23 protein-coding genes are annotated in these 21,420 nt (G+C 73.6%); 10 read left to right on the top strand and 13 right to left on the bottom strand.

Annotation, left to right across the window (positions count from 1 at the left end; translation table 11 throughout):
* Positions 1-94: 94 nt before the first annotated feature.
* Positions 95-1,273, top strand: coding sequence for an acyl-CoA dehydrogenase family protein (locus BLW04_RS17550; protein WP_254781744.1), 1,179 nt, complete (start codon positions 95-97; stop codon positions 1,271-1,273).
* A gap of 28 nt (positions 1,274-1,301) precedes the next feature.
* Complete coding sequence (locus BLW04_RS17545) at positions 1,302-1,571, top strand: DUF2277 domain-containing protein (protein ID WP_091544118.1); 270 nt, start codon at positions 1,302-1,304, stop codon at positions 1,569-1,571.
* A gap of 40 nt (positions 1,572-1,611) precedes the next feature.
* On the opposite strand, the gene BLW04_RS17540 is transcribed toward BLW04_RS17545, so the two are convergent.
* Positions 1,612-2,838, bottom strand: a complete 1,227-nt coding sequence (locus BLW04_RS17540) for a CaiB/BaiF CoA transferase family protein (protein WP_091544115.1) — start codon at positions 2,836-2,838, stop codon at positions 1,612-1,614.
* Between the two features lie 95 nt (positions 2,839-2,933).
* Positions 2,934-3,848 carry an SCO6745 family protein gene (locus BLW04_RS17535; RefSeq protein WP_091544111.1) on the bottom strand — a complete coding sequence of 305 codons (915 nt, stop codon included), beginning with the start codon at positions 3,846-3,848 and terminating at the stop codon, positions 2,934-2,936.
* A 130-nt stretch (positions 3,849-3,978) separates the two neighbouring features.
* Here BLW04_RS17535 and BLW04_RS17530 point away from each other — a divergent pair, with 130 nt between their 5' ends.
* A complete protein-coding gene (locus BLW04_RS17530; protein WP_091544107.1) occupies positions 3,979-5,775 on the top strand; it encodes a pyruvate dehydrogenase in 1,797 nt (598 codons plus the stop codon).
* Between the two features lie 185 nt (positions 5,776-5,960).
* Here BLW04_RS17530 and BLW04_RS17525 read toward each other — a convergent pair whose 3' ends face one another.
* Both BLW04_RS17525 and ilvA read right to left on the bottom strand, forming a co-directional pair.
* Positions 5,961-6,860: a hypothetical protein gene (locus BLW04_RS17525; RefSeq protein ID WP_091544104.1), complete on the bottom strand. Its 900-nt coding sequence runs from the start codon at positions 6,858-6,860 to the stop codon at positions 5,961-5,963.
* Between the two features lie 595 nt (positions 6,861-7,455).
* On the bottom strand, positions 7,456-8,706 hold the full coding sequence (gene ilvA, locus BLW04_RS17520) for a threonine ammonia-lyase IlvA (protein ID WP_091544101.1): 1,251 nt from the start codon (positions 8,704-8,706) through the stop codon (positions 7,456-7,458).
* A gap of 118 nt (positions 8,707-8,824) precedes the next feature.
* On the opposite strand from ilvA, the gene BLW04_RS17515 reads away from it, so the two are divergent.
* Both BLW04_RS17515 and BLW04_RS17510 read left to right on the top strand, forming a co-directional pair.
* Positions 8,825-9,061: a hypothetical protein gene (locus BLW04_RS17515; RefSeq protein ID WP_254781742.1), complete on the top strand. Its 237-nt coding sequence runs from the start codon at positions 8,825-8,827 to the stop codon at positions 9,059-9,061.
* Positions 9,058-9,441 (top strand): type II toxin-antitoxin system VapC family toxin, encoded by a 384-nt coding sequence (locus BLW04_RS17510; protein ID WP_091544095.1) that lies wholly within the window; start codon positions 9,058-9,060, stop codon positions 9,439-9,441. Before BLW04_RS17515 ends, BLW04_RS17510 begins: the two co-directional genes overlap by 4 nt.
* Before the next feature lie 59 nt (positions 9,442-9,500).
* Here BLW04_RS17510 and BLW04_RS17505 read toward each other — a convergent pair whose 3' ends face one another.
* From BLW04_RS17505 to BLW04_RS17495, 4 genes are read right to left on the bottom strand one after another with little or no spacing between them, the layout of a single operon-like run.
* Positions 9,501-9,836 carry a type II toxin-antitoxin system PemK/MazF family toxin gene (locus BLW04_RS17505; RefSeq protein WP_091544090.1) on the bottom strand — a complete coding sequence of 112 codons (336 nt, stop codon included), beginning with the start codon at positions 9,834-9,836 and terminating at the stop codon, positions 9,501-9,503.
* Entirely contained in the window at positions 9,833-9,991 is a 159-nt protein-coding gene (locus tag BLW04_RS26865) for a hypothetical protein (protein ID WP_175484119.1), read from the bottom strand. Before BLW04_RS26865 ends, BLW04_RS17505 begins: the two co-directional genes overlap by 4 nt.
* Positions 9,988-10,671 carry a DEAD/DEAH box helicase family protein gene (locus BLW04_RS17500; RefSeq protein WP_254781740.1) on the bottom strand — a complete coding sequence of 228 codons (684 nt, stop codon included), beginning with the start codon at positions 10,669-10,671 and terminating at the stop codon, positions 9,988-9,990. Before BLW04_RS17500 ends, BLW04_RS26865 begins: the two co-directional genes overlap by 4 nt.
* A gap of 46 nt (positions 10,672-10,717) precedes the next feature.
* Positions 10,718-11,653: an SDR family NAD(P)-dependent oxidoreductase gene (locus BLW04_RS17495; protein ID WP_254781738.1), complete on the bottom strand. Its 936-nt coding sequence runs from the start codon at positions 11,651-11,653 to the stop codon at positions 10,718-10,720.
* Positions 11,654-11,798: 145 nt separating this feature from the next.
* Between BLW04_RS17495 and BLW04_RS17490 the strand changes: the two genes are divergently transcribed.
* Positions 11,799-15,173 carry a pyruvate carboxylase gene (locus tag BLW04_RS17490; RefSeq protein WP_091544084.1) on the top strand — a complete coding sequence of 1,125 codons (3,375 nt, stop codon included), beginning with the start codon at positions 11,799-11,801 and terminating at the stop codon, positions 15,171-15,173.
* Positions 15,174-15,221: 48 nt separating this feature from the next.
* Complete coding sequence (locus tag BLW04_RS17485) at positions 15,222-15,905, top strand: DUF881 domain-containing protein (RefSeq protein WP_139306887.1); 684 nt, start codon at positions 15,222-15,224, stop codon at positions 15,903-15,905.
* Positions 15,906-15,916: 11 nt separating this feature from the next.
* On the opposite strand, the gene BLW04_RS17480 is transcribed toward BLW04_RS17485, so the two are convergent.
* Entirely contained in the window at positions 15,917-17,179 is a 1,263-nt protein-coding gene (locus tag BLW04_RS17480; protein ID WP_091544076.1) for a glutathionylspermidine synthase family protein, read from the bottom strand.
* Positions 17,176-17,619: a hypothetical protein gene (locus BLW04_RS17475; protein ID WP_091544074.1), complete on the bottom strand. Its 444-nt coding sequence runs from the start codon at positions 17,617-17,619 to the stop codon at positions 17,176-17,178. The genes BLW04_RS17480 and BLW04_RS17475 overlap by 4 nt, the downstream gene beginning before the upstream one ends.
* Positions 17,620-17,759: 140 nt before the next feature.
* Between BLW04_RS17475 and BLW04_RS17470 the strand changes: the two genes are divergently transcribed.
* The 3 genes from BLW04_RS17470 to BLW04_RS17460 all read left to right on the top strand — a co-directional run bounded on the left by BLW04_RS17470 (position 17,760) and on the right by BLW04_RS17460 (position 19,815).
* A complete protein-coding gene (locus tag BLW04_RS17470; protein ID WP_091544070.1) occupies positions 17,760-18,545 on the top strand; it encodes an alpha/beta fold hydrolase in 786 nt (261 codons plus the stop codon).
* Positions 18,546-18,620: 75 nt separating this feature from the next.
* Positions 18,621-18,806, top strand: a complete 186-nt coding sequence (locus BLW04_RS17465) for a VOC family protein (protein WP_175484118.1) — start codon at positions 18,621-18,623, stop codon at positions 18,804-18,806.
* A gap of 55 nt (positions 18,807-18,861) precedes the next feature.
* Entirely contained in the window at positions 18,862-19,815 is a 954-nt protein-coding gene (locus tag BLW04_RS17460; RefSeq protein ID WP_091544177.1) for an EamA family transporter, read from the top strand.
* 7 nt (positions 19,816-19,822) lie between these two features.
* Here BLW04_RS17460 and BLW04_RS17455 read toward each other — a convergent pair whose 3' ends face one another.
* From BLW04_RS17455 to BLW04_RS17445, 3 genes are read right to left on the bottom strand one after another with little or no spacing between them, the layout of a single operon-like run.
* Positions 19,823-20,287, bottom strand: coding sequence for a nuclear transport factor 2 family protein (locus BLW04_RS17455; protein WP_091544067.1), 465 nt, complete (start codon positions 20,285-20,287; stop codon positions 19,823-19,825).
* The gene (locus tag BLW04_RS17450) at positions 20,284-20,775 is read right to left on the bottom strand and encodes a glutathione peroxidase (RefSeq protein WP_091544064.1); all 492 of its coding nucleotides are present in this window, start codon (positions 20,773-20,775) and stop codon (positions 20,284-20,286) included. Before BLW04_RS17450 ends, BLW04_RS17455 begins: the two co-directional genes overlap by 4 nt.
* Before the next feature lie 36 nt (positions 20,776-20,811).
* On the bottom strand, positions 20,812-21,243 hold the full coding sequence (locus BLW04_RS17445; protein ID WP_254781736.1) for a DUF2237 family protein: 432 nt from the start codon (positions 21,241-21,243) through the stop codon (positions 20,812-20,814).
* Positions 21,244-21,420: the final 177 nt, after the last annotated feature.

The following is a 21,420-nucleotide window of genomic DNA, read 5'->3' as shown; positions in this document are numbered from 1 at the left end:
AACGGCATCCGCTTGAGTACTGCGGCCGGTACTGCGTACCGTCGTCCAGTACTGATCGCTCTTTCGGAGGTGTGTTGTGCCCGTTCGTCGTCTCGTGCCCACCCAGGAGGCGGCGGACCTGCTGGACCTCACCCGGGACATCGCCCGCAAGCAGCTCGCTCCGCGGGTCGCCGCGGACGAGGCCCACGAGGCCTTCCCCCGCGACGTCTTCCGCACCCTCGGCCGGGCCGGCCTGCTCGGTCTGCCCTACGGGGAGGACGTGGGCGGCGGCGGCCAGCCCTACGAGGTGTACCTGCAGGTCCTCGAGGAGATCGCCGCGGTGTGGGCCAGCGTCGCGGTCGGGGTCAGCGTGCACGGGCTGTCGTGCTTCGGCCTGGCCACCGCCGGCACGCCCGAACAGCAGCAGCGCTGGCTGCCCGAGATGCTCGGCGGTGAGCTGCTGGGCGCCTACTGCCTCTCCGAGCCGCACGCCGGCTCCGACCCGGCCGCCATGCGCACGACGGCGGTGCGCGACGGGGACTCTTACGTGCTGACCGGCGACAAAGCGTGGACGACGCACGGCGGGCAGGCCGACTTCTACAAGGTCATGGCCCGCACCTCCGACCACCGCTCGCGCGGCATCTCCTGTTTCCTCGTCCCCGCCGACAGCGCGGGGCTGTCCGCCGACCCGGCCGAGCGGAAGATGGGTCTGACCGGCTCGACGACGGCCACGATGCGCTTCGAGGGTGTCCGGGTGGCCGCCGACCGCCGGTTGGGCGCTGAGGGCGAGGGTCTGCCGATCGCGCTCGCCGGGCTGGACGCCGGCCGGCTGGGCATCGCCGCGGTCGCGACCGGGCTGGCGCAGGGCGCGCTGGACGACGCGCTGGCCTACGCGCAGGAGCGGGAGACCTTCGGCGTCCCGATCATCGAGCACCAGGGCCTGGCGTTCCTGCTGGCCGACATGGCCGCGGCGGTAGCGAGCGCCCGGGCCACCTACCTGGCCGCCGCGCGGCTGCGGGACGCCGGCCAGCCCTACGGCGAGCTCGCCTCGGTGGCCAAGCTGGTGGCCACCGACAACGCGATGAAGGTGACCACCGACGCCGTCCAGGTGCTCGGCGGGTACGGGTACACCCGCGACTTCCCGGTCGAGCGGTACATGCGCGAGGCCAAGGTCATGCAGATCTTCGAGGGCACCAACCAGATCCAACGGATGGTGATCAGCCGGGCGCTGGCCAAGGGTGGCTCGACCACGACCACCGTCGTCGGCGCACCGGCGCCGACGGCTACCCGCTGACGCGCGGCGCCGTCCTAGGCTCGTCCCCATGTGCCGGAACATCCACGTCTTGCACAACCTCGCGCCGGCGACCACCGACGACGAGGTCCGTGCCGCCGCATTGCAGTACGTGCGCAAGGTCAGCGGGTCGGCCAAGCCGTCGCAGGCCAATCAGGCGGCGTTCGACCGGGCGGTCGAGGAGATAGCGCACGTCACCGGGCACCTGCTCGCCGACCTGGTCACGACGGCGCCGCCGAAGGACCGCGAGGTACTGGCCGCACAGGCCCGCGAACGCGCTGCCGCCCGCTACCCCAGCTGACCGCTCCCGGGGCGTTCGGTACCGAGAGCCCGAGCACGTATCAGACGACGCCGGCGGCGGACAGCCCGGCGAGGGCGGTGGCGTCCAGGCCGAGCAGTTCGCCGTAGACCTCGGCGTTGTGACTGCCCGGTCGCGGCGGCCCGGCCCAACGCAGACCGCCGGGGGTGGCCGACAGCTTCGGGGTGATGCCCGGGCCGAGCACGTCGGCCCCGACCCCCTCGTCGTGATGGGCGAGCACCATGCCGCGGGCCCGGAACTGCGGGTCGGCGACGATGTCGGCGACGGTGTTCACCGGGCCCGCGGCGACACCGGCCTCGTCGAGCAGGCGCTGCACGTCGGCACTGTCGTGCTCCCTCGCCCAGGCGGCGATGATCCTGTCCAGCTCGTCCTGGTTCCGGCCGCGCGCACCGTGCGTGGCGAAGCGGTCGTCGTCGGCCAGCTCGGGTCGGCCCATCGCGCCGCAGAGCCGGCGGAACAGGGTGTCCTGGTTGGCGGCGATGATGACGAAGGTGCCGTCGGAGGTCTGGTAGGAGTTGGACGGCGCGATGCCCTCCAGTCGCGTGCCGCTGGGCTGGCGGACGAGGCCGGCCCGGTCGTAGTCGGGGAGCATCGACTCGGTCAGCGCGAGGCAGGAGTCGGTGAGCGCGGTGTCGACCACCTGCCCCATGCCGGTGCGCTGCCGGGCCACCAGCGCGGACAGGATGCCCTGGGCGGCGAACATGCCGGCTAGCGAGTCGCCGAGCGACAGCGCCATCCGGACCGGGGGCTGTCCGGGGAAACCGGTCACGTAACGCAGGCCGGCCAACGCCTCGGCGACGCTGGCGTAGCCGGGACGGTGCGCGGCCGGCCCCGTCTGTCCGTAGCCGGACACCCGGGCCAGCACCACGCCCGGGTTCACCTCGCTGAGCTGGTCGTAGCCCAGCCCCCAGCGCTCCATGGTGCCGGGCCGGAAGCTCTCGACCACGACGTCGGCCTCCTCGACCAGCCGGAGGAAGAGCTCCTGGCCGCGGGACTGCCGGAGGTCCAGGGTGATGCAGCGCTTGTTGCGGGCGTGCACGGTCCAGAAGAAGCCCCGGCCGTCCTCGGACACCTGGCCCCAGGTGCGCAGCGGGTCGGGCCGGTCGGGAGCCTCGACCTTGACCACGTCGGCGCCCTGGTCACCGAGCAGTCGGCCGGCGAACGGCCCCGCGATGAGAGTGCCGATCTCCAGCACCCGGATGCCGTCGAGGGCGCCGGCGGGCGGATGGGGCGCGGTCGGGGCGGGCACGATGTCTCCTCACGAGCGTCGAACGGGACGCCGTCGACGGTAGTGGGGGCGTGGGGACGCCCGGAGGAGAGCGGGCCAGCACTGCTCACCCGGGCTCATCCGCTGACCCGCTTGTAGGGATCGGGCGGGGCTGCGCCACCGGCCACGATCGCAGCCGACCAGCGGTCCAGCAGGTCGGTCAGGGCGGGCAGCTCGTCGCCGACGGGGAAGAGCACCCGTTCCAGCGCGGCGTCGGTCTGCGCCTCGATGTCGTCGCGCTGCCGCTGTCCTCGGGCGGTGAGCGCACCGTCGGCCACCCAGCCGCGCTCGACCAGGTCGTCGTCGGCGGCGGCCATCACCTCCGGTGCCCAGCCGCGGGAGCCGGCATAGGCGGTGGGCTCCCAGCCGATCCAGTACTCCGTCACCAGGTTCATCTGCACGCCGGTGAGCCCGGCCGCGACGTTGGCCGCCTGGTGCACGTCCCCGCGGTACTCCCGGAGCAGGTTGGTGGCGTGCCACAGCTGGCCCAAGGGGTTCGCCGGCCACGGCAGGGAGGTGAGTCCGGCGAACAGCGGCCGCCCGGCGACGTCGGCCGCAGCGACGTCGGTGGCCCGGCGCAGCAGTGCGACGGCGGCCGCGACGTCCCCGGTGGGCAGGTCGGGCAGCAGATCGTGCAGCGAGGCCACCGCGCCTGCCTCTCGTGCGGCGAGCACCTGCGCGCGGCTGCACAGGGCGCGGGCCTGCTCGTACAGGCTCGTCACCAGGCTCGGCTCGAAGACCCCGAACGCGGCGACCACCACCGGCGCCGACGGCTCGCCCAGCGGCGCCGTCCGGGCCCAGACGTAGCCGGTGAGGAAGTCCAGGCCCAGCTCGGCGAGGCGGTCGTAGGCCGGGCGACCCCAGAAGCCGATGGTGGCGATCGGCTCGGCGGCGTCCCGCAGCCGCCGGGCGGGGTGGTCGGGGATCCGGGGCGGGGTCTGGCCCTCGGCGGGCGCGCCGAGGAAGGCGGCCTGGAGCTCGGCGTAGTCCATGAGGTCGGTCCTCCAGCTCGGTGCACGGCGCGGGTGAGCCGCGCCACGCCTGGCGGACGATAGGCGAGCCCCGCCGGACCCGGCCACCCCGCGGTTTGTGTCCGCCCGTCGCACGTGGTCGGGTGCTGGCATGACGCTGACGGCGGTCCCCGCGGGCACGGACATCGACGATGCGGCCCTGCGGGAGGTCGAGCAGCGGGTGCTGTGGCTGGCCACCGCGATCGTCGACCACGCCAACCGGGTGCGACCCAACCCGAGCGGCCTCAAGGTCGGCGGCCACCAGGCCTCCAGCGCCTCGATCGTCACGCTGATGACGGCGTTGTGGTTGGAGCAGCTGGGGCCCGAGGACCGGGTCTCGGTCAAGCCGCACGCCTCCCCGGTGCTGCACGCCCTGGAGTACCTGCTCGGTCAGCTGGACCCGGCGTACCTGACCACGCTGCGCGAGTTCGGCGGGCTGCAGAGCTATCCGAGCCGGCTCAAGGACCCCGTGCCGGCTGATTACTCCACCGGCTCGGTCGGCATCGGTGCCACCGCGCCGATCTGGGGCGCCATCGCCCGCCGCTACGTCAACACCCAGTTCGGCACCGGCGGCGCCGGGCGCCAGTGGTCGCTGGTCGGCGACGCCGAGCTCGACGAGGGCGCGGTCTGGGAGGCCGTGCTCGACCCGATGGTGGCCGAGCTGGGCGAGGTCGTGTGGATCGTGGACCTCAACCGGCAGTCGCTGGACCGGGTGGTGCCCACCATGGGGGCGACCCGGCTGCAGGGGATGTTCGCCGCCGCCGGCTGGCAGGTGCTCACCGTCAAGTACGGCGCCCTGCTGGAGGAGCTGTTCACCCGTCCTGGGGGAGCCGAGCTGCGCGACCGGATCGACGAGATGACCAACGCCGAGTACCAGCGGATGCTGCGCCGCACCCCGGCCGAGCTGCGCGCGCAGCTGCCCGGCGACGGGGCCGCCGCGGCCCGGATCGGTGGACTCGTCGCCGACGTCGCCGACGAGGACCTGCTGGCGGCGGTCCGCAACCTCGGCGGCCACGACCTGGCCACACTGCGGACCGCCTTCGCCCAGATCGACGACACCCGGCCCACCGTGGTGCTCGCCTACACCCTCAAGGGCTACGGGCTGGCCACCGAGGGGCATCCGCAGAACCACTCGGCGCTGCTCAGCGAGGCCCAGCTCGGCGAGCTGGCCGCCCGGGTCGGCGTCGACCCGGCCGACCCGTGGACGACGTTCGAGCCGGGCAGCGCCCCCGCGGAGCTGTTGGCCGCCGCCGCCGCCCGGCTGCGGCGGACCGAGCTCGAGGGCGCCCCGGCCGTCGCCGTCCCGGCGGACCTGGGCCGCACCCCGTCGGGGACGGCGACGACGCAGGCCGCGCTGGGGCGCACGCTGCTTGACCTCAACCGGGCCGCACCCGAGGTCGGCGCGCGCGTCGTCACCGTCAGCCCCGACGTCAGCTCCAGCACCAACCTGGGCGGGTGGGTCAACAAGGTGGGCGTCTGGTCGGCCGAGGACCGCCGCGACTGGTTCTCCGACGACCCCGAGACGATCCTGCACTGGCGGGAGCGGCCCAGCGGGCAGCACGTCGAGCTCGGCATCGCCGAGACCAACCTCGTGGGGCTGATGGGGGAACTGGGTTCCACGTGGAACCGGTGGGACCAGCCGCTGTTGCCGATCGGCGTCATGTACGACCCGTTCGTCGCGCGCGCCCTGGAACCCTGGTCGTTCGGCGTGTACGCCGGCGGGCAGTCGATCTTGGTCGGCACGCCGTCCGGGGTGACGCTGGCGCCCGAGGGTGGGGCGCACCAGTCGATCACCACGCCCTCGATCGGGCTCGAGCAGCCGGGCGTGGTCACCTACGAACCGGCGTTCGCGCTGGACACCGAGTGGTGCCTTCCCCCCACGCCTCGCATGCTCGGCGCGGGCCCCTGAAGGCCGGCCGGGCCTTCCCCCCACGCCTCGCATGCTCGGCGCGGGCCCCTGAAGGGCCGGCCGGGCCTTCCCCCCACGCCTCGCATGCTCGGCGCGGGCCCCTGAAGGCCGGCCGGGCCTTCCCCCCACGCCTCGCATGCTCGGCGCGGGCCCCTGAAGGGCCGGCCGCGTGGTCACCCGTGCGGTCAGGCCTCCTGCTCGGTCACCGGGACGAGGGAGCAGCCGGACGGGCCGAACGGCACGATCCCGAAGCCCAGCTGGGTCAGCAGGTCGGCGAGAGCGGCGTTCATCGTCCGCTGCACCGCCGCGTCCAGCGCAGCGCCGCGCGCCTGTTGCAGGCTCATCCGGTCGTGCCGGTGCCAGCTGACCACGATCCCGCGATGTCCGGCTTCGGGGGTGAGGCACACCCCGCCGGCCGGACCGTCTCTGGTGCAGTCGTGCAGGGTCAGCCCCGCCTCGACCAGCGCCGCGGCCACCTCGACCACCAACGAGGTGAGCGAGTCCTCGTCGGACAGAAGTGTGTCCCAGTCATCGGCCAGCCGGTCCAACTGGTCGCCGAGTTCGCTCAGCCAGGCCCGCTCCTGCGGCAACTGCCATCGAACCAGCCCTGCGCCGTCGGCGCGCTGCACGCCGTAGACCGCTCGCGTGACCGCGGACAGGCCGCCGGACAGGGCGGCCCAGTCGGCATCGATCCGGTCGGGGAACGGACCCCTCATGATCTCGCCCGACTGCTCACCCAGTTCCTCCACCAGCCACCACGCCGCCGCCGGACCGGGCTCGACGACCCGCTTGCCCGCGGGGTGGTCGGCCAGGCCGACGGCCGCACCCCGCCCGTTGGGCCTCTCCTGCGCCGCCGCGCCGCCGCTCCTGGTGGTTCCGCGCGGGTGGTCATCGGCCGGCGGGCCCACCGGCCCGCCACCGGCGGGAGCGTGTCCGGTCCCGGGGGCGACGACGACCTGCTGCCGCGCCGCTTGCAGCAGGTTGCGTTCGAACTCGTAGCGCGCGGTCGAACTGGTGCCCAGCGCGATGACCAGGCAGGCCAGGACAGTGAACCCCAGCACGGCCACCGTCGGCCAGAACAGCATCAGTGCACCTCCGTCGAGGCCGGTCGACCGGACGGCAGACGGACGAGGTCACCAAGCACGCCAGGCACCTTCCGGACCGGCGCCCCACGCGGTCGCTCGGCGCAGCCACTCCTGCGTCCACGCGTGCAGTCGAGCTCCGGCGGTACGGAGGACGCGACGCGCCGACGGAGCGACCGTCACAGTTTCCTCGCGCGTGAACATCTCCAGCAGTGCAGCCAGCTCCGGCGCCGCGTCCGCGGTCAGCGGGTCGACGGGGGAGGACGGCCGATCGTCCAGTGCTGGGGGCGCATTCACGTGGGGCTCCTCGGGGCTGTCAGTCGCGGCAGGGGAAGTGCCGCCGACGTGCCAGAAAAGTAGGTCCCACGGGACCTCGTCCGACGCTGTCAACAGCGATCAGTGTGGCTCCGTCACCCAATCGTTGCGCCGGCCCATGAATTGGCCGATGACCCGCTCCCCATCCGTCATCTTGTCGACATCCATGCAGCTCCAGGCCGCAATGAGCCCCTGACGACGCTCGGTCACACCGATGGGGCAGCGGGCGTCGGCATGTCGGACGGCGTTCGGGCACTCGGGCGGCGTTACCTGGGGGGCGAGCTCAGACCAGGAAGCGGTAGGCCGTCGTCCCGGGCGCCAGGTGCTGGATCTTCAGCGGGCCGGCCTCGATCCGGGCCATCAGCGGGGCCAGGCCGGCGACGCTGCCCAGCTCGATGCCGGTCAGCGCTGCCCCGGTCTCCCGGTTGTCGCGCTTGACGTACTCGAACAGCACGATGTCGTCGTCCGGGCCGAGCACCTCGTCGAGGAACCGGCGCAGCGCGCCGGGCTCCTGCGGGAACTCCACCAGGAAGTAGTGCTTGAGCCCGCGGTGCACCAGCGAGCGCTCGACGACCTCGGCGTACCGGCTGACGTCGTTGTTGCCCCCGGACAGCAGGCAGACGACCGTCTGCCCCGGCTCGACGACGACGGCGCCGCCGGTCAGGGCTGCGCCGGCCAGCGCCCCGGCGGGCTCGGCGATGACCCCGTCGACCTGGTAGAGGTCCAGCATCTCGGTGCAGACCTGGCCCTCGGGCACGGTGACCAGCTCGCAGCCTGCGTCCCGCACCAGCGGGAAGGTGACGTCGCCGGCCCGGCGGAGCGCGGCGCCGTCGACGAAGGTGTCGATCTGGGCCAGCTCCACCGGGTGGCCGGCGGCCAGCGCCGCGGCCATGTTGGCCGCGCCGGCCGGCTCCACTCCGACCAGCCGGGTGCCGGGGGCGTGTTCGCGCAGCCACGTCGCGCAGCCGGCCAGCAGCCCACCGCCGCCGACCGGCAGGACGACGACGTCCGGGGCGGTGCCCAGCTGGTCGAGCAGCTCGACGGCCACCGTGGCCTGGCCGGCGACGGTGTACAGCGCGTCGAACGCGGGCACGAGGGTCGCGCCGGTGGCGGCGGCGCACGCGGCCGCCGCGGCCGCCGCGTCGTCGTAGGTGTCGCCGGAGACGACGAGCTCGACCATGTCCCCGCCGAGCGCGGCGATGCGCTGGCGCTTCTGCCGCGGCGTCGTCCCGGGCACGAACACCCGCCCCCGGACGCCGAGCACCCGGCACGCGTACGCCACGCCCTGGCCGTGGTTCCCGGCGCTGGCGGTGACCGCGCCGGCCGCCCGGCCCGCGGCGTCCAGCTGGGCGAGGGTGTTGTAGGCGCCGCGCACCTTGTAGGAGCGGCCGACCTGCAGGTCCTCCCGCTTCACCCACACCGCGGCTTCGGTCAGCTCGGAGAGGCGGGCGTTGCGCTGCAGCGGCGTCCGCTCGGCCACGCCGGCCAGCCGGCGCGCGGCCTGCTCGACCTCGGCGGTGAAGGAGGAGGTCATGGCGGGACATGATCCCCGACGCTGCCGGAGCCGTTGTCGCGGCCTCTGGGCACGTCGGTATCGCCACCGGGCGGATCCAACACTCGGCGGATCCGAGCTTGCAGAATGCAACGCATCCGTGGAGCATGGCAACATGCCCACGCTTTACCTGCGTAACGTGCCTGACAGCGTCCTCGAGCGACTGGAGCGGCTGGCGGCCGCCGAACGTTCGTCGGTCAGTGCGGTGGCGGTGCGTGAGCTCGACCAGGTGACGCGCCGCGCCGACAACTCGCGGCTGCTGGCTGCGCTACCGGACACCGGAATCGTCCTCGACGCGATCGTCGGCAGCGTGGACGACGGTCGCGCGAGCCGGTGATCGTGCTCGATGCCTCCGCTGCGGTGGCCGCGTTGCTCCGCGACGGAGCGGCGCGAGCGGTACTCGCCGAGCAGCAGGTGCACGCCCCGCACCTGGTGGACGCCGAGGTGGCGCATGCTTTCCGCCGGCTCAGCGCGACCGGACAGCTGACGGCCGAGGTCGTCGGCGAGGCCCTGGGCGCGTGGATCGCGCTGGGGCTGACCCGTCACCCCGTCCACCCGCTGCTCCCGCGGGTCTGGCAGTTGCGGGAGAACGTCACCGCATACGACGCGACGTACGTGGCCCTGGCCGAGGGTTTCGGCTGCGCCCTGGTGACCGCTGACCGGAGGTTGGCCCGGGCCTCGGGGCCTGCGTGCCCGATCACGGTCGTCCCGAACTGACCACCCTCCGGTTCGGTGGCTCCGCACAACCCTGCTCCGGATCGGGGCGTGCGCTGTCCTCAGAAACTCGCTGGGGGCGCAAGATTCAGCAGCAGGGCCAGCGCGAGGTCGACCTGCTGCTGCTCGGCGTGGGTCAGGTGGCCGACTTGTTCGCCGAGGCGCACGCCCGGGTCCACCGCCGTCAGGGCATCGCACAACACGCGCGTCGGTCCGGCTCCCCAGTCGACGTCCGGTCGGACGACCATCGAGCGCACCCCGGTGCTGGTTGGCGCAACGATCCATCGGGACAGCAGGTCGAACCGTGAAGCCTGCAGCACGACGGCGTAGCGCGGCCCGGTCTGCTCCTGGCCCCGGGCCTGCCGGTCGGCGCGGAGTCGGTGGACGGCGCCCCTCACTCCTCGGCGCCGGTCAGCTCTCGAACGGCGGCAGCCAGCGCGGCGCGATCGGCTGGATCGGCCGCGGCCGCGGCGATCTCCAGCTCCGCTTTGCGACGGAGCGCCTCCCAGCGGGTGAGTCGAAGGGCGTCGGCCAGCACCTGGTCAGCGCTCACACCGCGCTCGGCGGCCAGCCGGCGGACCTCGTCACGTGTCTCGCGGGATACCCGGACGGTGGTGTCACCCTGTGCCATGCGGTATTGCATACATTCTGCATACATGGACTGGAAGGCGTGTCGGAGCACACCGCCAAGGCTCGGATGTCGACCTCGGCGTTGGCCATCCACTCGCGCAGGCTCTGCGACAGCAGTTGGATGCTCGGCACCAGGAACAGCACGGTGCCGCCGGCGCCGATCAGGTCCCCGGCGATCCGCGGGCTCGTGAAGGTTGTGCCGGTGCCGCACGCCATCACCAGTTGGCCGCGGTCGTGCTCGGCGAGCCCGGTGCGGACGTCGTCCAGCGCGTGCTGCTGGTGTGGGCGCAGTGCCTTCTTGCCCGTCGGGACGACGATCTCCGGCGTCGTCCAGGAGAACTGCGACCAGTCGATGGCCGCGTCGGCGAGGTAGCCGATGTCGACCCGCTGCGCGACCCCGCCGGCCAGCGTCTCCTCGGCGTTGGCCGACCACCCGGCGGCGGTGTCGAACACGATCCGCCGGGTGAACTGGTGGTGGGTGGTCCACTCCGGGTCAGTGGTGAGGTATGCCCGGATCAGCTGCTCGAACTCGCTGCCCTTGTCCCGCTCGTCAAGTGCATCCTCACGGAGCCGGTCCAGAACAGCGTGAATGGCCCTCGCCACACTGCGCAGCCTGCCGCACGCGGTGGGCGGGACGCCGATCGCGGACTCAGATGCCCCAGTACTTCCCCCGCGTGGCCTCCTTCTCCGGCACCGGGGCGAACACGTTCCCGGTGGTCGGCGGCGCCGAGTCCCGGGCCATCCCGAACACCTTGAGCAGCGGCCCGACCAGCGCGTCGAACACCGGCGGAAACAGCCGGAACCCGGCGATGATCAGCGGGTTGGCGAGTCCGGACTGCGTGAGCCGCCGGGGGTCGGCGACCCGGGCGACGATCGCCCGGGCGACCCGCTCGGGGGTGTAGACCGGCGGCGGCGGGTGGCCGGTGTTGCCCAGCACGGTTGCCGCCTGGTCGTAGATCGGCGTGTTCACCCCGCCCGGCGCGACCGCCGAGACGTGCACGTCGGGCAGCTCGCGGAGCTCCTGCTGGAGGGTACGGATCATCCCCAGCTGGCCCCACTTGGCGGCCACGTAGGCGCCCATGGTCGGCGCAGTGATCGAGGCGAGCAGCGAGCTGACCACGATCAGCGACCCACGCTGCTGCTGCCGGAACACCGGGACCACCGCCTGGACGACGTTGTTTGTGCCGTGCAGCGCGGTGTCGACCACCCGCTCGAACACCTCGGGGTCGAGGTCCTCCAGCCGGCCGTAGGCCATCACCGTGGCGGCGTGGACGACAACGTCCAGCCGGCCGAAGACGCCGGTCGCCCGGTCGACGGCGGCCTGCAGCGCCGCCCGGTCCAGGACGTCGGCCGGCACCACCTCGACGGCCGCCGCACCCGCTGCGAGGCAGTCTGCGGCCGCGTCGCCCAGGGTCTGCTCGCTCCTCGACACCAGCACCAGCGAGGCGCCCTGCCCGGCGAACTGGATGGCGGTCGCGCGGCCGATGCCGCTGGATGCGCCGATCACCAGCACGGCCGGGCCGCCGCCGGGCGCCGGCGAGGTGGACGGGGAGGAGGCCGTGGTCGCCGGCTGCTCAACTGTCACCCCGCCCTGCTACCCCCGCAGATGCGCCGCACGCACGGTCGCGGACCGCGACCGACGCAACCCCGCCGGAACGCGACGCCACTACGGTCGGCCTTCGATGAGGGCTGCCACTCAGAGCCGGCCCGTGCAGGAGAGGACGTCCCCCGTGTTCGAGAAGGTACTGGTCGCCAACCGCGGCGAGATCGCCATCCGTGCCTTTCGGGCCGCCTACGAGCTCGGCGCCGGCACCGTGGCGGTCTTCCCGCACGAGGACCGCAATTCCGTGCACCGGCTCAAGGCCGACGAGAGCTACGAGATCGGCGAGCCCGGGCACCCGGTGCGCACCTACCTCGACGTCGGCGAGATCGTCCGGGCCGCCCAGCGCGCCGGCGCCGACGCCGTCTACCCCGGCTACGGATTCCTGTCGGAGAACCCCGAGCTCGCCGAGGCGTGCGTGCAGGCCGGGATCACCTTCGTCGGCCCGTCGGCCGCCGTCCTGGAGCTGACCGGCAACAAGGCGCGGGCGATCGCCGCGGCGCGGGACGCCGGGCTGCCGGTGCTCACCTCCACCGAGCCGAGCGAGGACGTCGACGCGCTGGTCGCCGCGGCCGAGGCCATCGACGGCCCGGTCTTCGTCAAGGCCGTAGCCGGCGGCGGCGGCCGGGGAATGCGCCGGGCGGAGGACCGCGCCCAGCTGCGCGGCGCCATTGAGGCGGCGATGCGGGAGGCGGAGTCGGCGTTCGGTGACGCCACCGTCTTCCTCGAGCAGGCGGTGATCGACCCGCGGCACATCGAGGTGCAGATCCTGGCCGACGGCGAGGGCAACGTGATCCACCTGTACGAGCGCGACTGCTCGGTGCAGCGCCGCCACCAGAAGGTCATCGAGCTCGCGCCCGCCCCCAACCTCGACCCCGCCCTGCGGGAGCGGATTTGCGCCGACGCCGTCGCCTTCGCCCGGGCCATCGGCTACAGCTGCGCGGGCACCGTGGAGTTCCTGGTCGACCGCGCGGGCCGGCACGTGTTCATCGAGATGAACCCGCGGATCCAGGTCGAGCACACGGTGACCGAGGAGGTCACCGACGTCGACCTGGTGAGCAGCCAGCTGCGGATCGCGGCGGGGGAGACCCTCGCCGACCTGGGGCTGACCCAGGAGGCCATCGTGCTCCGCGGGGCCGCGCTGCAGTGCCGGATCACCACCGAGGACCCGGCCAACGGCTTCCGCCCGGACACCGGCCGGATCACCGCCTACCGCTCGCCCGGCGGCGCCGGCGTGCGCCTGGACGGTGCCGCCGCGCTGGGTGCTGAGGTCAGCGCCCACTTCGACTCCCTGCTGGTCAAGCTCACCTGCCGGGGCCGGACGTTCGACATCGCGGTGGCCCGCGCCCGCCGGGCGGTCGCCGAGTTCCGGATCCGCGGCGTGTCGACCAACATCCCGTTCCTGCAGGCCGTGCTGGACGACCCGGACTTCGCCGCCGGCCGGGTGACGACGTCCTTCATCGAGGAGCGGCCCGAGCTGCTCACCGCCCGCAGCTCCGCCGACCGCGGCACCCGGCTGCTCACCTACCTGGCCGACGTGACGGTGAACCACCCGCACGGCGAGCGGCCGCACCTGGTCGACCCGGCCGACAAGCTGCCCGCGGTCGACCTGCGGCAGCCGCCGCCGCCCGGTTCGCGGGACCGGCTGCGCCACCTCGGCCCCGAGCGGTTCGCCGCCGACCTGCGCGCGCAGGCCGCTCTGGCGGTCACCGACACCACGTTCCGCGACGCCCACCAGTCGTTGCTGGCCACCCGGGTGCGCAGCAAGGACCTGCTCGCCGTCGCCGGGCACGTCGCCCGCAGCACCCCGCAGCTGCTGTCGATCGAGGCCTGGGGCGGAGCCACCTACGACGTGGCGCTGCGGTTCCTGGCCGAGGACCCCTGGGACCGGCTGGCCGCGCTGCGCGAGCAGATTCCCAACGTCTGCCTGCAGATGCTGCTGCGCGGGCGCAACACGGTGGGCTACACGCCCTACCCGGAGCAGGTGACGACGACGTTCGTGGCCGAGGCGGCGCGCACCGGCATCGACGTCTTCCGGGTGTTCGATGCCCTCAACGACGTCAGTCAGATGCGCCCGGCGATCGACGCCGTCCGGGAGACCGGGACGGCGATCGCGGAGGTGGCGCTCTGCTACACCGCTGACCTGTCCGACCCGGCCGAGCGCCTCTACGACCTCGACTACTACCTGCGGCTGGCCGAGCAGATCGTCGACGCCGGCGCGCACGTGCTGGCGATCAAGGACATGGCCGGCCTGCTGCGGCCGCCGGCCGCGGCCACCCTGGTGAGCGCACTGCGCGAGCGGTTCGACCTGCCCGTGCACCTGCACACCCATGACACCCCCGGCGGCCAGCTGGCCACCTTGATGGCGGCCTGGCAGGCCGGCGTCGACGCCGTGGACGGCGCGAGCGCGGCCCTGGCCGGGACGACGAGCCAGCCCGCGCTGAGCTCGATCGTCGCGGCGACCGACCACACCGAGCGGGCCACCGGTTTGGACCTGCGGGCGGTCAACGACCTGGAGCCGTACTGGGAGGCGGTCCGGCGGGTGTACGCACCGTTCGAGTCCGGGCTGCCGGCGCCGACCGGGCGGGTCTACACCCACGAGATCCCCGGCGGCCAGCTGTCCAACCTGCGCCAGCAGGCCATCGCGCTGGGCCTGGGGCAGCGGTTCGAGGAGGTCGAGGCGATGTACGCCGCCGCCGACCGGCTGCTCGGCCGGCTGGTGAAGGTCACCCCGTCGTCGAAGGTGGTCGGCGACCTTGCGCTGCAGCTGGTGGGCGTCGGGGTCGCCGTCGACGACTTCGCCGCCGACCCGGCCCGGTTCGACCTGCCCGACTCGGTGGTCGGGTTCCTCCGCGGCGAGCTCGGCGACCCGCCCGGCGGCTGGCCCGAGCCGTTCCGCACCCGGGCCCTGGAGGGTCGCCGTCCGGCCGAGCCGCCGGCCGCGCTGTCCGAGGACGACGTCCGGGGCCTCGCCGATGCGCCGCGCCCCACCCTGAACCGGCTGCTGTTCCCCGGTCCGACGAAGGAGTTGGCGGCCCACCGGGAGGCCTTCGGCGACACCAGCGTGCTGCCCAGCAAGGAGTTCCTCTACGGGCTCCGGCAGAACGTGGAGCACTCGGTCGACCTGGAGCCCGGCGTCCGGCTGCTGATCGGCGTGGAGGCGATCGCCGACGCCGACGAGCGCGGCATGCGCACCGTCATGTGCACCCTCAACGGTCAGCTGCGGCCGGTGTCGGTGCGGGACCGGTCCGTCTCGGCGGAGGTGAAGGCGGCGGAGAAGGCCGATCGCAGCGACCCCCGCCAGGTCGCCGCGCCCTTCGCCGGCGTGGTCACCCTGTCGGTGGTCGAGGGTGACACCGTCGAGGCCGGTCAGCAGGTCGCCAGCATCGAGGCGATGAAGATGGAGGCCGGCATCACCGCACCCCAGGCCGGCACCGTGGCCCGGGTGGCCGTCGACGGCGTCGCGCAGGTCGAGGGTGGTGACCTGCTCGTCGTCCTGGGCTGACCCCGGAGCCGGCCCGCGGGACAGGCCGGCTCTGTAACCTCGACGGCGATGTCCAGCAGTGGATCCGAGGCCCCGGTGCGCCCCCGGAGGGCGTGGGTGTCCCGGCTGCTCACCGGGGCGCTGACCCTGGTCCTCGGCTTCGCCGCGACGGTGCAGATCCGGGAGACCCGGGACCCCGAGGGGCTGACCGGGGCCACCCAGGAGGACCTGGTGGAGATCCTGGACTCGCAGAAGTCCGAGGAGGACAGCCTCCGACAGCAGATCGCCGAGGCCCAGCAGGCGGTGGACACCCTCGGGCGCAGCGGCGCGGACACCGGGCGGGCGCTCACCGAGGTCCAGCAGCAGGCCGCCGCCATAGCGCTGCTCAACGGGACGGCTCCGGCCAGCGGGCCGGGCGTGCGGGTCGCCATCGCCGATCCGCAGGGCACCGTGCCGCCGAGCATGTTGCTCAGCGCGATCGAGGAGCTGCGCGGCGCGGGCGCCGAGGCGATCCAGGTCAACGGCGTGCGGGTGGTGGCCTCGAGCTACGTCATCGGCTCGCCCGGCGACGTCGAGGTCGACGGCAACATGCTGAGCACTCCGTACGAACTGCTGGCCATCGGTCCCACCGAGGATCTGATGGCCGCACTCACCGCCTCGGGCTCGCTGGTCAGCGACGTGGCCCGGTCCGGGGGTTCGGCCCAGGTCGACGGGCTGGAGCGGGTCGAGGTGTCGGCGGTCGTCGGGGGCTGAGCCGGACGGGCTCAGGCCGACCAGGCCTGGTCGGCCGGGCGCCGGTGGCCGATCGTGTGCGGCACGAAGAAGGACAGGTCGTCGGTGATCAGCCCGTCCGACTCCCGGATGCCCAGCCCGGCGGCCTCCCCGTCGACCACCCAGGTGCCCAGCACCGGGTGGTGCGGCCCGTCGGGGCCGGCGAAGTCGGGCAGCTCGCACAGCTGCTGCACCACCCAGCCCTCTGCGCCGTAGCGGCCTCCTCGGCCGGCCAGCACCTCACCGCCGGGCCCGACGAGCTCGACGTTGTTGCCCTCCCGGCCCAGCAGCGGTTTGCGGGCGAAGCCGGTCGCCTGCAGCTCCGCGGCCCGCGGATCGTCGGCGAAGTAGGCCGGCAGCAGCAGCCGGGAGATGACCGGGTCGTGCTCGTAGCGCTGCCACAGCAGCGGGAGGAGTCCCTTGTTCGACCACAGCATCTTCCACACCGGCTCGATCCACGTCGTCCCGCCGGGCCGGCGCAGGTCGGCCAGCACGGACGGCCCGTACGCGTCGTCGAGCAGCCACTCCCACGGGTAGAGCTTGAAGACGACGTCGATCTGCCTGCCCTCGGGGTCGTAGAAGCGGGCGTCGCCGGTGTCCAGGCCGATCTGCTCGGTGGTGATGACGACGGCCTCGTAGCCGGCCCGGGTGACGCAGTCGGCGAGGTAGGCCACGGTCATCCAGTCCTCGCCGGAAGGGTCCCCGGAGGTCCAGGCGAGGTGGACCCGCGGCTTGTGGCCGTGCTCGGACTGCCAGCGGGTGAGATTGCGCTGCCAGGCGGCGACCAGCCGGTCGTCGAGCTGGTTCCACTGGTCGGTGCCCTGGCCGGTCTCCAGGTGCCACGACCACTGGACGACGGCGGCCTCGACCAGTGAGGTCGGGGTGTCGGCGTTGAACTCCAGCAGGCGGGGCGGCCCCTCGCCGTCCCAGTGCAGGTCGAAGCGCCCGTAGACGCTCGGCGGCTCGTCCTCCCAGGTGCCCCGGATCACGTCGCGCGCCTCGCGCGGGACGTGCATCCGGTCCAGCAGCCGGTCGTCGGCCAGGGCGGCGTCGCCGGCCTCCACGCAAGCGGCGAACAACTGGTCGGTGACGTCGGCCAGCCGGTCGACCTCCTCGGCGGTGAAGACGTAGAAGACGTCCTCCCGCCAGTACGAGCGGACGTCGCCGCCCGGGACTGTCGTCTTGTTGTAGACCAGGCCCTGCGATTCGATCTCGGCCTCCCAGCCGAGCCGGGCCTTGCCGTACAGACGCCTCACGAACCGCCGCTCCCGACTCGGCCCGCGCCGGAGCCGAGGCCGCCGGAGATCCGGGTGCCCGAGGAGACCGTGCCGGTGCGGGGCAGCCCATTGCGGGCGCGCGCCGTGCTGTTCGAGGGGTTCACCCGCGTCGCCGCGCCGGTGTACCGGGCGGGGATCTGCTGGCCGACGGAGTAGCGGTTGCCGCCGAAGCCGCCGAGCAGGAAGAAGAAGGGCAGGCCGCCGACGAAGCCGCCGTTGCGCTCGGCCTCCTCGCACTGGCTGTCGTCCACGACCTGGTCCTGCTCGTCGACGCAGTAGACCTCGCGGGCCTCGCTGTCCGAACCGTTGTTACCGGCGTCGCCGGCACCGCACGCGGCCAGGAAGCCCATCGCGGCGCCGGTCAGGGTGACCGTGCCGACCGCGGCGCGTACCCGGTTGCCCCTCGTCGCGGTGCTCATGGACCCGTCTCCCCTGCGTGTTGGACGCCCGACCGGACACCCATCGTGTCGGACGCGGGACGCTCTCGTGCACCCGGCTCTCCGCAGAACGCGCTGTACCCGCCCCGGGTGCCCGGCCGGCCAGTGGGTAGGGGTGACGGATGTCCCTCTCTGCTCATCGCACCGGCTCCGGTGCCCCGCTCGTCCTCGTCCACGGCCTCGGCGGGTCGTGGCGCACCTGGGACCTGGTCCGCCCCGGCCTGGCTGCCCACCGTGAGGTGGTCGCGGTCGACCTGCCCGGAATGGCCGGGGACACCCCTCCGCTGGCCGACCCCACCGTCGCCGCGCTGACCGACGCCGTGGCCGACTGGCTCCGGACCGAGGGGCTGGCCGACGCACCTCTGGTGGGCACCTCGCTCGGGGCGCGGATGGTCCTCGAACTGTCCCGCCGGGGCCTGGGCGGCAACAACGTTGCGCTGGACCCGGGCGGGTTCTGGAGCGACCGGGAAGCCGTCGTCTTCCACACCAGCCTGCGCGCCTCGATCGCCCTGGTCCGGGCGATCCGGCCGGCCCTGCCGGCCGTGCTGGGCAACCCAGCCGGCCGGACGGCGCTGCTCGCGCAGTTCTCCGCCCACCCGTGGGCCCTGCCCGCCGACGTCGTGACCCGGGAGATCGAGGGGTACGCGCAGTCGCCGTCCTTCGACGCCGTCCTCGCCGACCTGGCGCGAGGTCCCCGCCAGCAGGGCGCCCCGGCCGGGACGCTGCCGGGCCGGCTGACCATCGGCTGGGGACGGCACGACCGGATCACGCTGGCCCGGCAGGCGGCGCGGGCGACGCGGGCGTTCCCGGATGCCGAGCTGCACTGGTTCGACCACTCCGGGCACTTCCCGATCTGGGACGTGCCTGCGGACACGGTCGCCCTGGTACTGGATCGGACCAGCGGGTGACCGCGCGCCGATGAGTTCCGTGCCGGGGGCGGTCTGACGTGCTGACGGGACGCCGACCCGGGGGAGGCCACCGCCGTGCTGAACGCGCTGTCGGCCGGTAGCAGGGCCGAGGTCGACGACCTGCTGGCCCGGGTGCTGGCCGGCGGCGGGAAGCCGTGGCTGCCCACCCAGGTCCACGGGTCCATGCACGGCACCAGCTTCACCGACCCCGACGGCAACGTCTGGAAGACGCTGTGGACGGACCCGTCGGTCCCGCAGTGACGCCGCCGCCGACCAGTAGGTGGCATGAGGTGGTTGACCCGCTACGTTGGTGGGCGTGCAGCCCGCCGTCCGGCCCGTCACCGGCTACCTGCTGACCGTCGCCGCCGCGGGCCTGTTCGCGGTCAACGGGACCGTGTCCACCCTCGCCCTCGAGGCGGGCATCGAGGCGCCGCGGCTGACCGCCCTGCGGTGCACCGGCGCGGCCCTCGGCCTGGTGCTCGTGCTGGCCGTGGCGTCGCCGGGCCGGCTGCGGATCAGCTGGCGCGAGGTGCCGTTCGTCGCGGTGTTCGGCGTGGTCGGGGTCGCGCTGACCCAGTTCCTCTACTACGTGGCGATCGGCCGGCTGCCGGTCGGCATCGCGCTGGTCTTCGAGATGACCGCCCCGGTGTTCATCGCCCTGTATGTGTGGCTCGTACGGCGGGAGCGAGTGCGCAACCGGCTGTGGCTCGCTCTCGGCCTGTCGCTGTCCGGTCTGGTGCTCGTCGCCCAGGTCTGGCAGGGCGGCGGCTCGCTGGACCCGCTGGGCGTGGCCGCCGGGCTGACCGCCGCGCTCTGCCTGGCCGCCTACTACCTGCTGGGCGAGCGGGGCACCGCGGTGCGCGACCCGGTCACGCTGACCACCTGGAGCTTCGTGGCCGCCGCCGTGTTCTGGGCGGTGGCGGCGCCGTGGTGGCAGTTCGACGCCGGGATGCTGGGCCGTACCGCCCCGGTCTCCCTCGGCGGCCTCGAGCTGCCGGTGTGGGCGCTGGTCGGGTGGATCGTCGTCCTCGGGGCGGCGGTGCCGTTCTGGCTGTCGCTGGCCGCGCTGCGGCACCTGCCCCCGACCACGGCCGGCATCGTGGCCACCGTCGAACCCGTGATCGCCTCGATCGTCGCCTGGCTGTGGGTCGAGCAGGTGCTCACCGGCTGGCAGATCGCCGGCGGCGTCGTCGTCCTGGCCGGGATCGTGCTGGCCCAGACCGCCCGGACGGCGGCGGTCGGACCGCTGCCGGAGGCGTCGCTGACCTGACCCGGGGTCAGCGCAGCGGGATGTCCTGGCCGTGCTCCTCGGCCGGCCGGGAGCCGAACAACCGCCGGTCGCCCTCGGCGATCGCCACGTCGTTGATGCTGGCCTCGCGGCGGCTCATCAGCCCGTGCGCGTCGAACTCCCAGTTCTCGTTGCCGTGGCTGCGCCACCACTGGCCGGCGGCGTCGTGCCACTCGTACTGGAAGCGGACGGCGATCCGGTCGCCGGTGAAGGCCCACAGCGACTTGCGGAGCACGTAGTCGAGCTCGCGCTCCCACTTGACGGTCAGGAACGCGACGATCTCGGCGCGGCCGGTGAGGAAGGTGTCGCGGTTCCGCCAGCGGGAGTCCTCGGTGTAGGCCAGCGCCACCCGCTCGGGGTCCCGGCTGTTCCAGGCGTCCTCGGCGCCCTGCACCTTCTGCGCGGCGGTCTCGGCGGTGAACGGCGGCAGCGGCGGCCGGTCGGGACCGCTCACGAGAGCGCCTCCTCGATGGCGGTGCGCACCTCGGGGGCGTCCGGACCGGTCCGCGGCCGGAACCGGGCCAGCACGGCGCCATCGCCGGCGACCAGGAACTTCTCGAAGTTCCACTGCACGTCACCGGCCGCACCGGCCGGATCGGGGGTCTCCCGCAGCCGCTCGTAGAGCGGATCGGCGCCCTCGCCGTTGACCTCCAGCTTCCCGGTCATCGGGAAGCTGACGCCGTAGGTCGCCGAGCAGAAGCTCTCGATCTCCTCGGCGGTGCCCGGCTCCTGCCCGGCGAACTGGTTGCACGGAACGCCCAGCACGGTGAACCCACGCTCGGCGTACTCCCGGTGCAGTGCCTCGAGCTGGGTGTACTGCGGTGTGAGCCCGCAGCGGCTGGCGACGTTGACGACGAGCGCGACGCGGCCGCCGGTCAAGGCGCCGAGTGTGGTCGCCTCCCCCTGCAGCGTGGTGACGGGCAGATCCAGCAGATCGCTCATGGCAGCTCCTCCGGGGCAACAGGGCGGTTGCGACGCTCAACCGGCCTGGCCGGGAGGCTGTTCCCCCAGGCCGGAGAGGTCGTCGGGGACGTCGACGGCCTGCGAGCGCAGTGCCTCCAGCGGGACGATCTCCAGCGCGCGGGCGTTGGTCGCGGCCAGCACCACCCCCGCCGGGACGCCGGCCTGGTAGGCCTGTAGCCAGCGGACGGCGACGACGCACCAGCGGTCGCCGGGCGCCAGGCCCGGGAAGCCGTACTCCGGCCGCGGGGTGGCCAGGTCATTGCCCAGCCGGCGCTGCATCTCCAGGAACTCCGCCGACACCACGGTGCACACGGTGTGGCTGCCGCGGTCCTCCGGGCCGGTGCTGCAGTGCCCGTCGCGGAAGAAGCCGGTCACCGGATCGGTGCCGCAGGGCTCCAGAACGCCGCCGAGCACGTTGCGCTCGCCGGGCACCACGGGTCCGCTCACGGAGCGATCATGCCGCCCGAGCCCGCGCGCCGCCCAGAGAGGGACGGCGGCTGCATCGCCCGCGTTCCTGCTGCATCGCCCGGGTTGCAACGCGTGCTTCGCCGCTGAGGAGCGTGCAACGCCGCGTGCGGCGCCGGACCGGCGGACGCCGGAGTCGCGCCATCGATGGCGAGCAAC

This window comes from Modestobacter sp. DSM 44400, assembly GCF_900107175.1.
Classification (GTDB): Bacteria; Actinomycetota; Actinomycetes; order Mycobacteriales; family Geodermatophilaceae; genus Modestobacter.
The sequence above is the reverse complement of the archived record's forward strand: the minus strand, read 5'-3'. Positions and strand labels throughout refer to the sequence as shown.

Excerpts from the sequence above, each read along its gene's own strand:
- BLW04_RS17535 (WP_091544111.1), bottom strand. The coding sequence starts at position 3,848 with ATGGACTACGCCGAGCTCCAGGCCGCCTTCCTCGGCGCGCCCGCCGAG.
- BLW04_RS17525 (WP_091544104.1), bottom strand. The coding sequence starts at position 6,860 with ATGCTGTTCTGGCCGACGGTGGCCGTGCTGGGGTTCACTGTCCTGGCC.
- BLW04_RS17530 (WP_091544107.1), top strand. The coding sequence starts at position 3,979 with ATGACGCTGACGGCGGTCCCCGCGGGCACGGACATCGACGATGCGGCC.
- BLW04_RS17470 (WP_091544070.1), top strand. The coding sequence starts at position 17,760 with ATGTCCCTCTCTGCTCATCGCACCGGCTCCGGTGCCCCGCTCGTCCTC.
- BLW04_RS17485 (WP_139306887.1), top strand. The coding sequence starts at position 15,222 with ATGTCCAGCAGTGGATCCGAGGCCCCGGTGCGCCCCCGGAGGGCGTGG.
- ilvA (WP_091544101.1), bottom strand. The coding sequence starts at position 8,706 with ATGACCTCCTCCTTCACCGCCGAGGTCGAGCAGGCCGCGCGCCGGCTG.
- BLW04_RS17475 (WP_091544074.1), bottom strand. The coding sequence starts at position 17,619 with ATGAGCACCGCGACGAGGGGCAACCGGGTACGCGCCGCGGTCGGCACG.
- BLW04_RS17545 (WP_091544118.1), top strand. The coding sequence starts at position 1,302 with ATGTGCCGGAACATCCACGTCTTGCACAACCTCGCGCCGGCGACCACC.
- BLW04_RS17450 (WP_091544064.1), bottom strand. The coding sequence starts at position 20,775 with ATGAGCGATCTGCTGGATCTGCCCGTCACCACGCTGCAGGGGGAGGCG.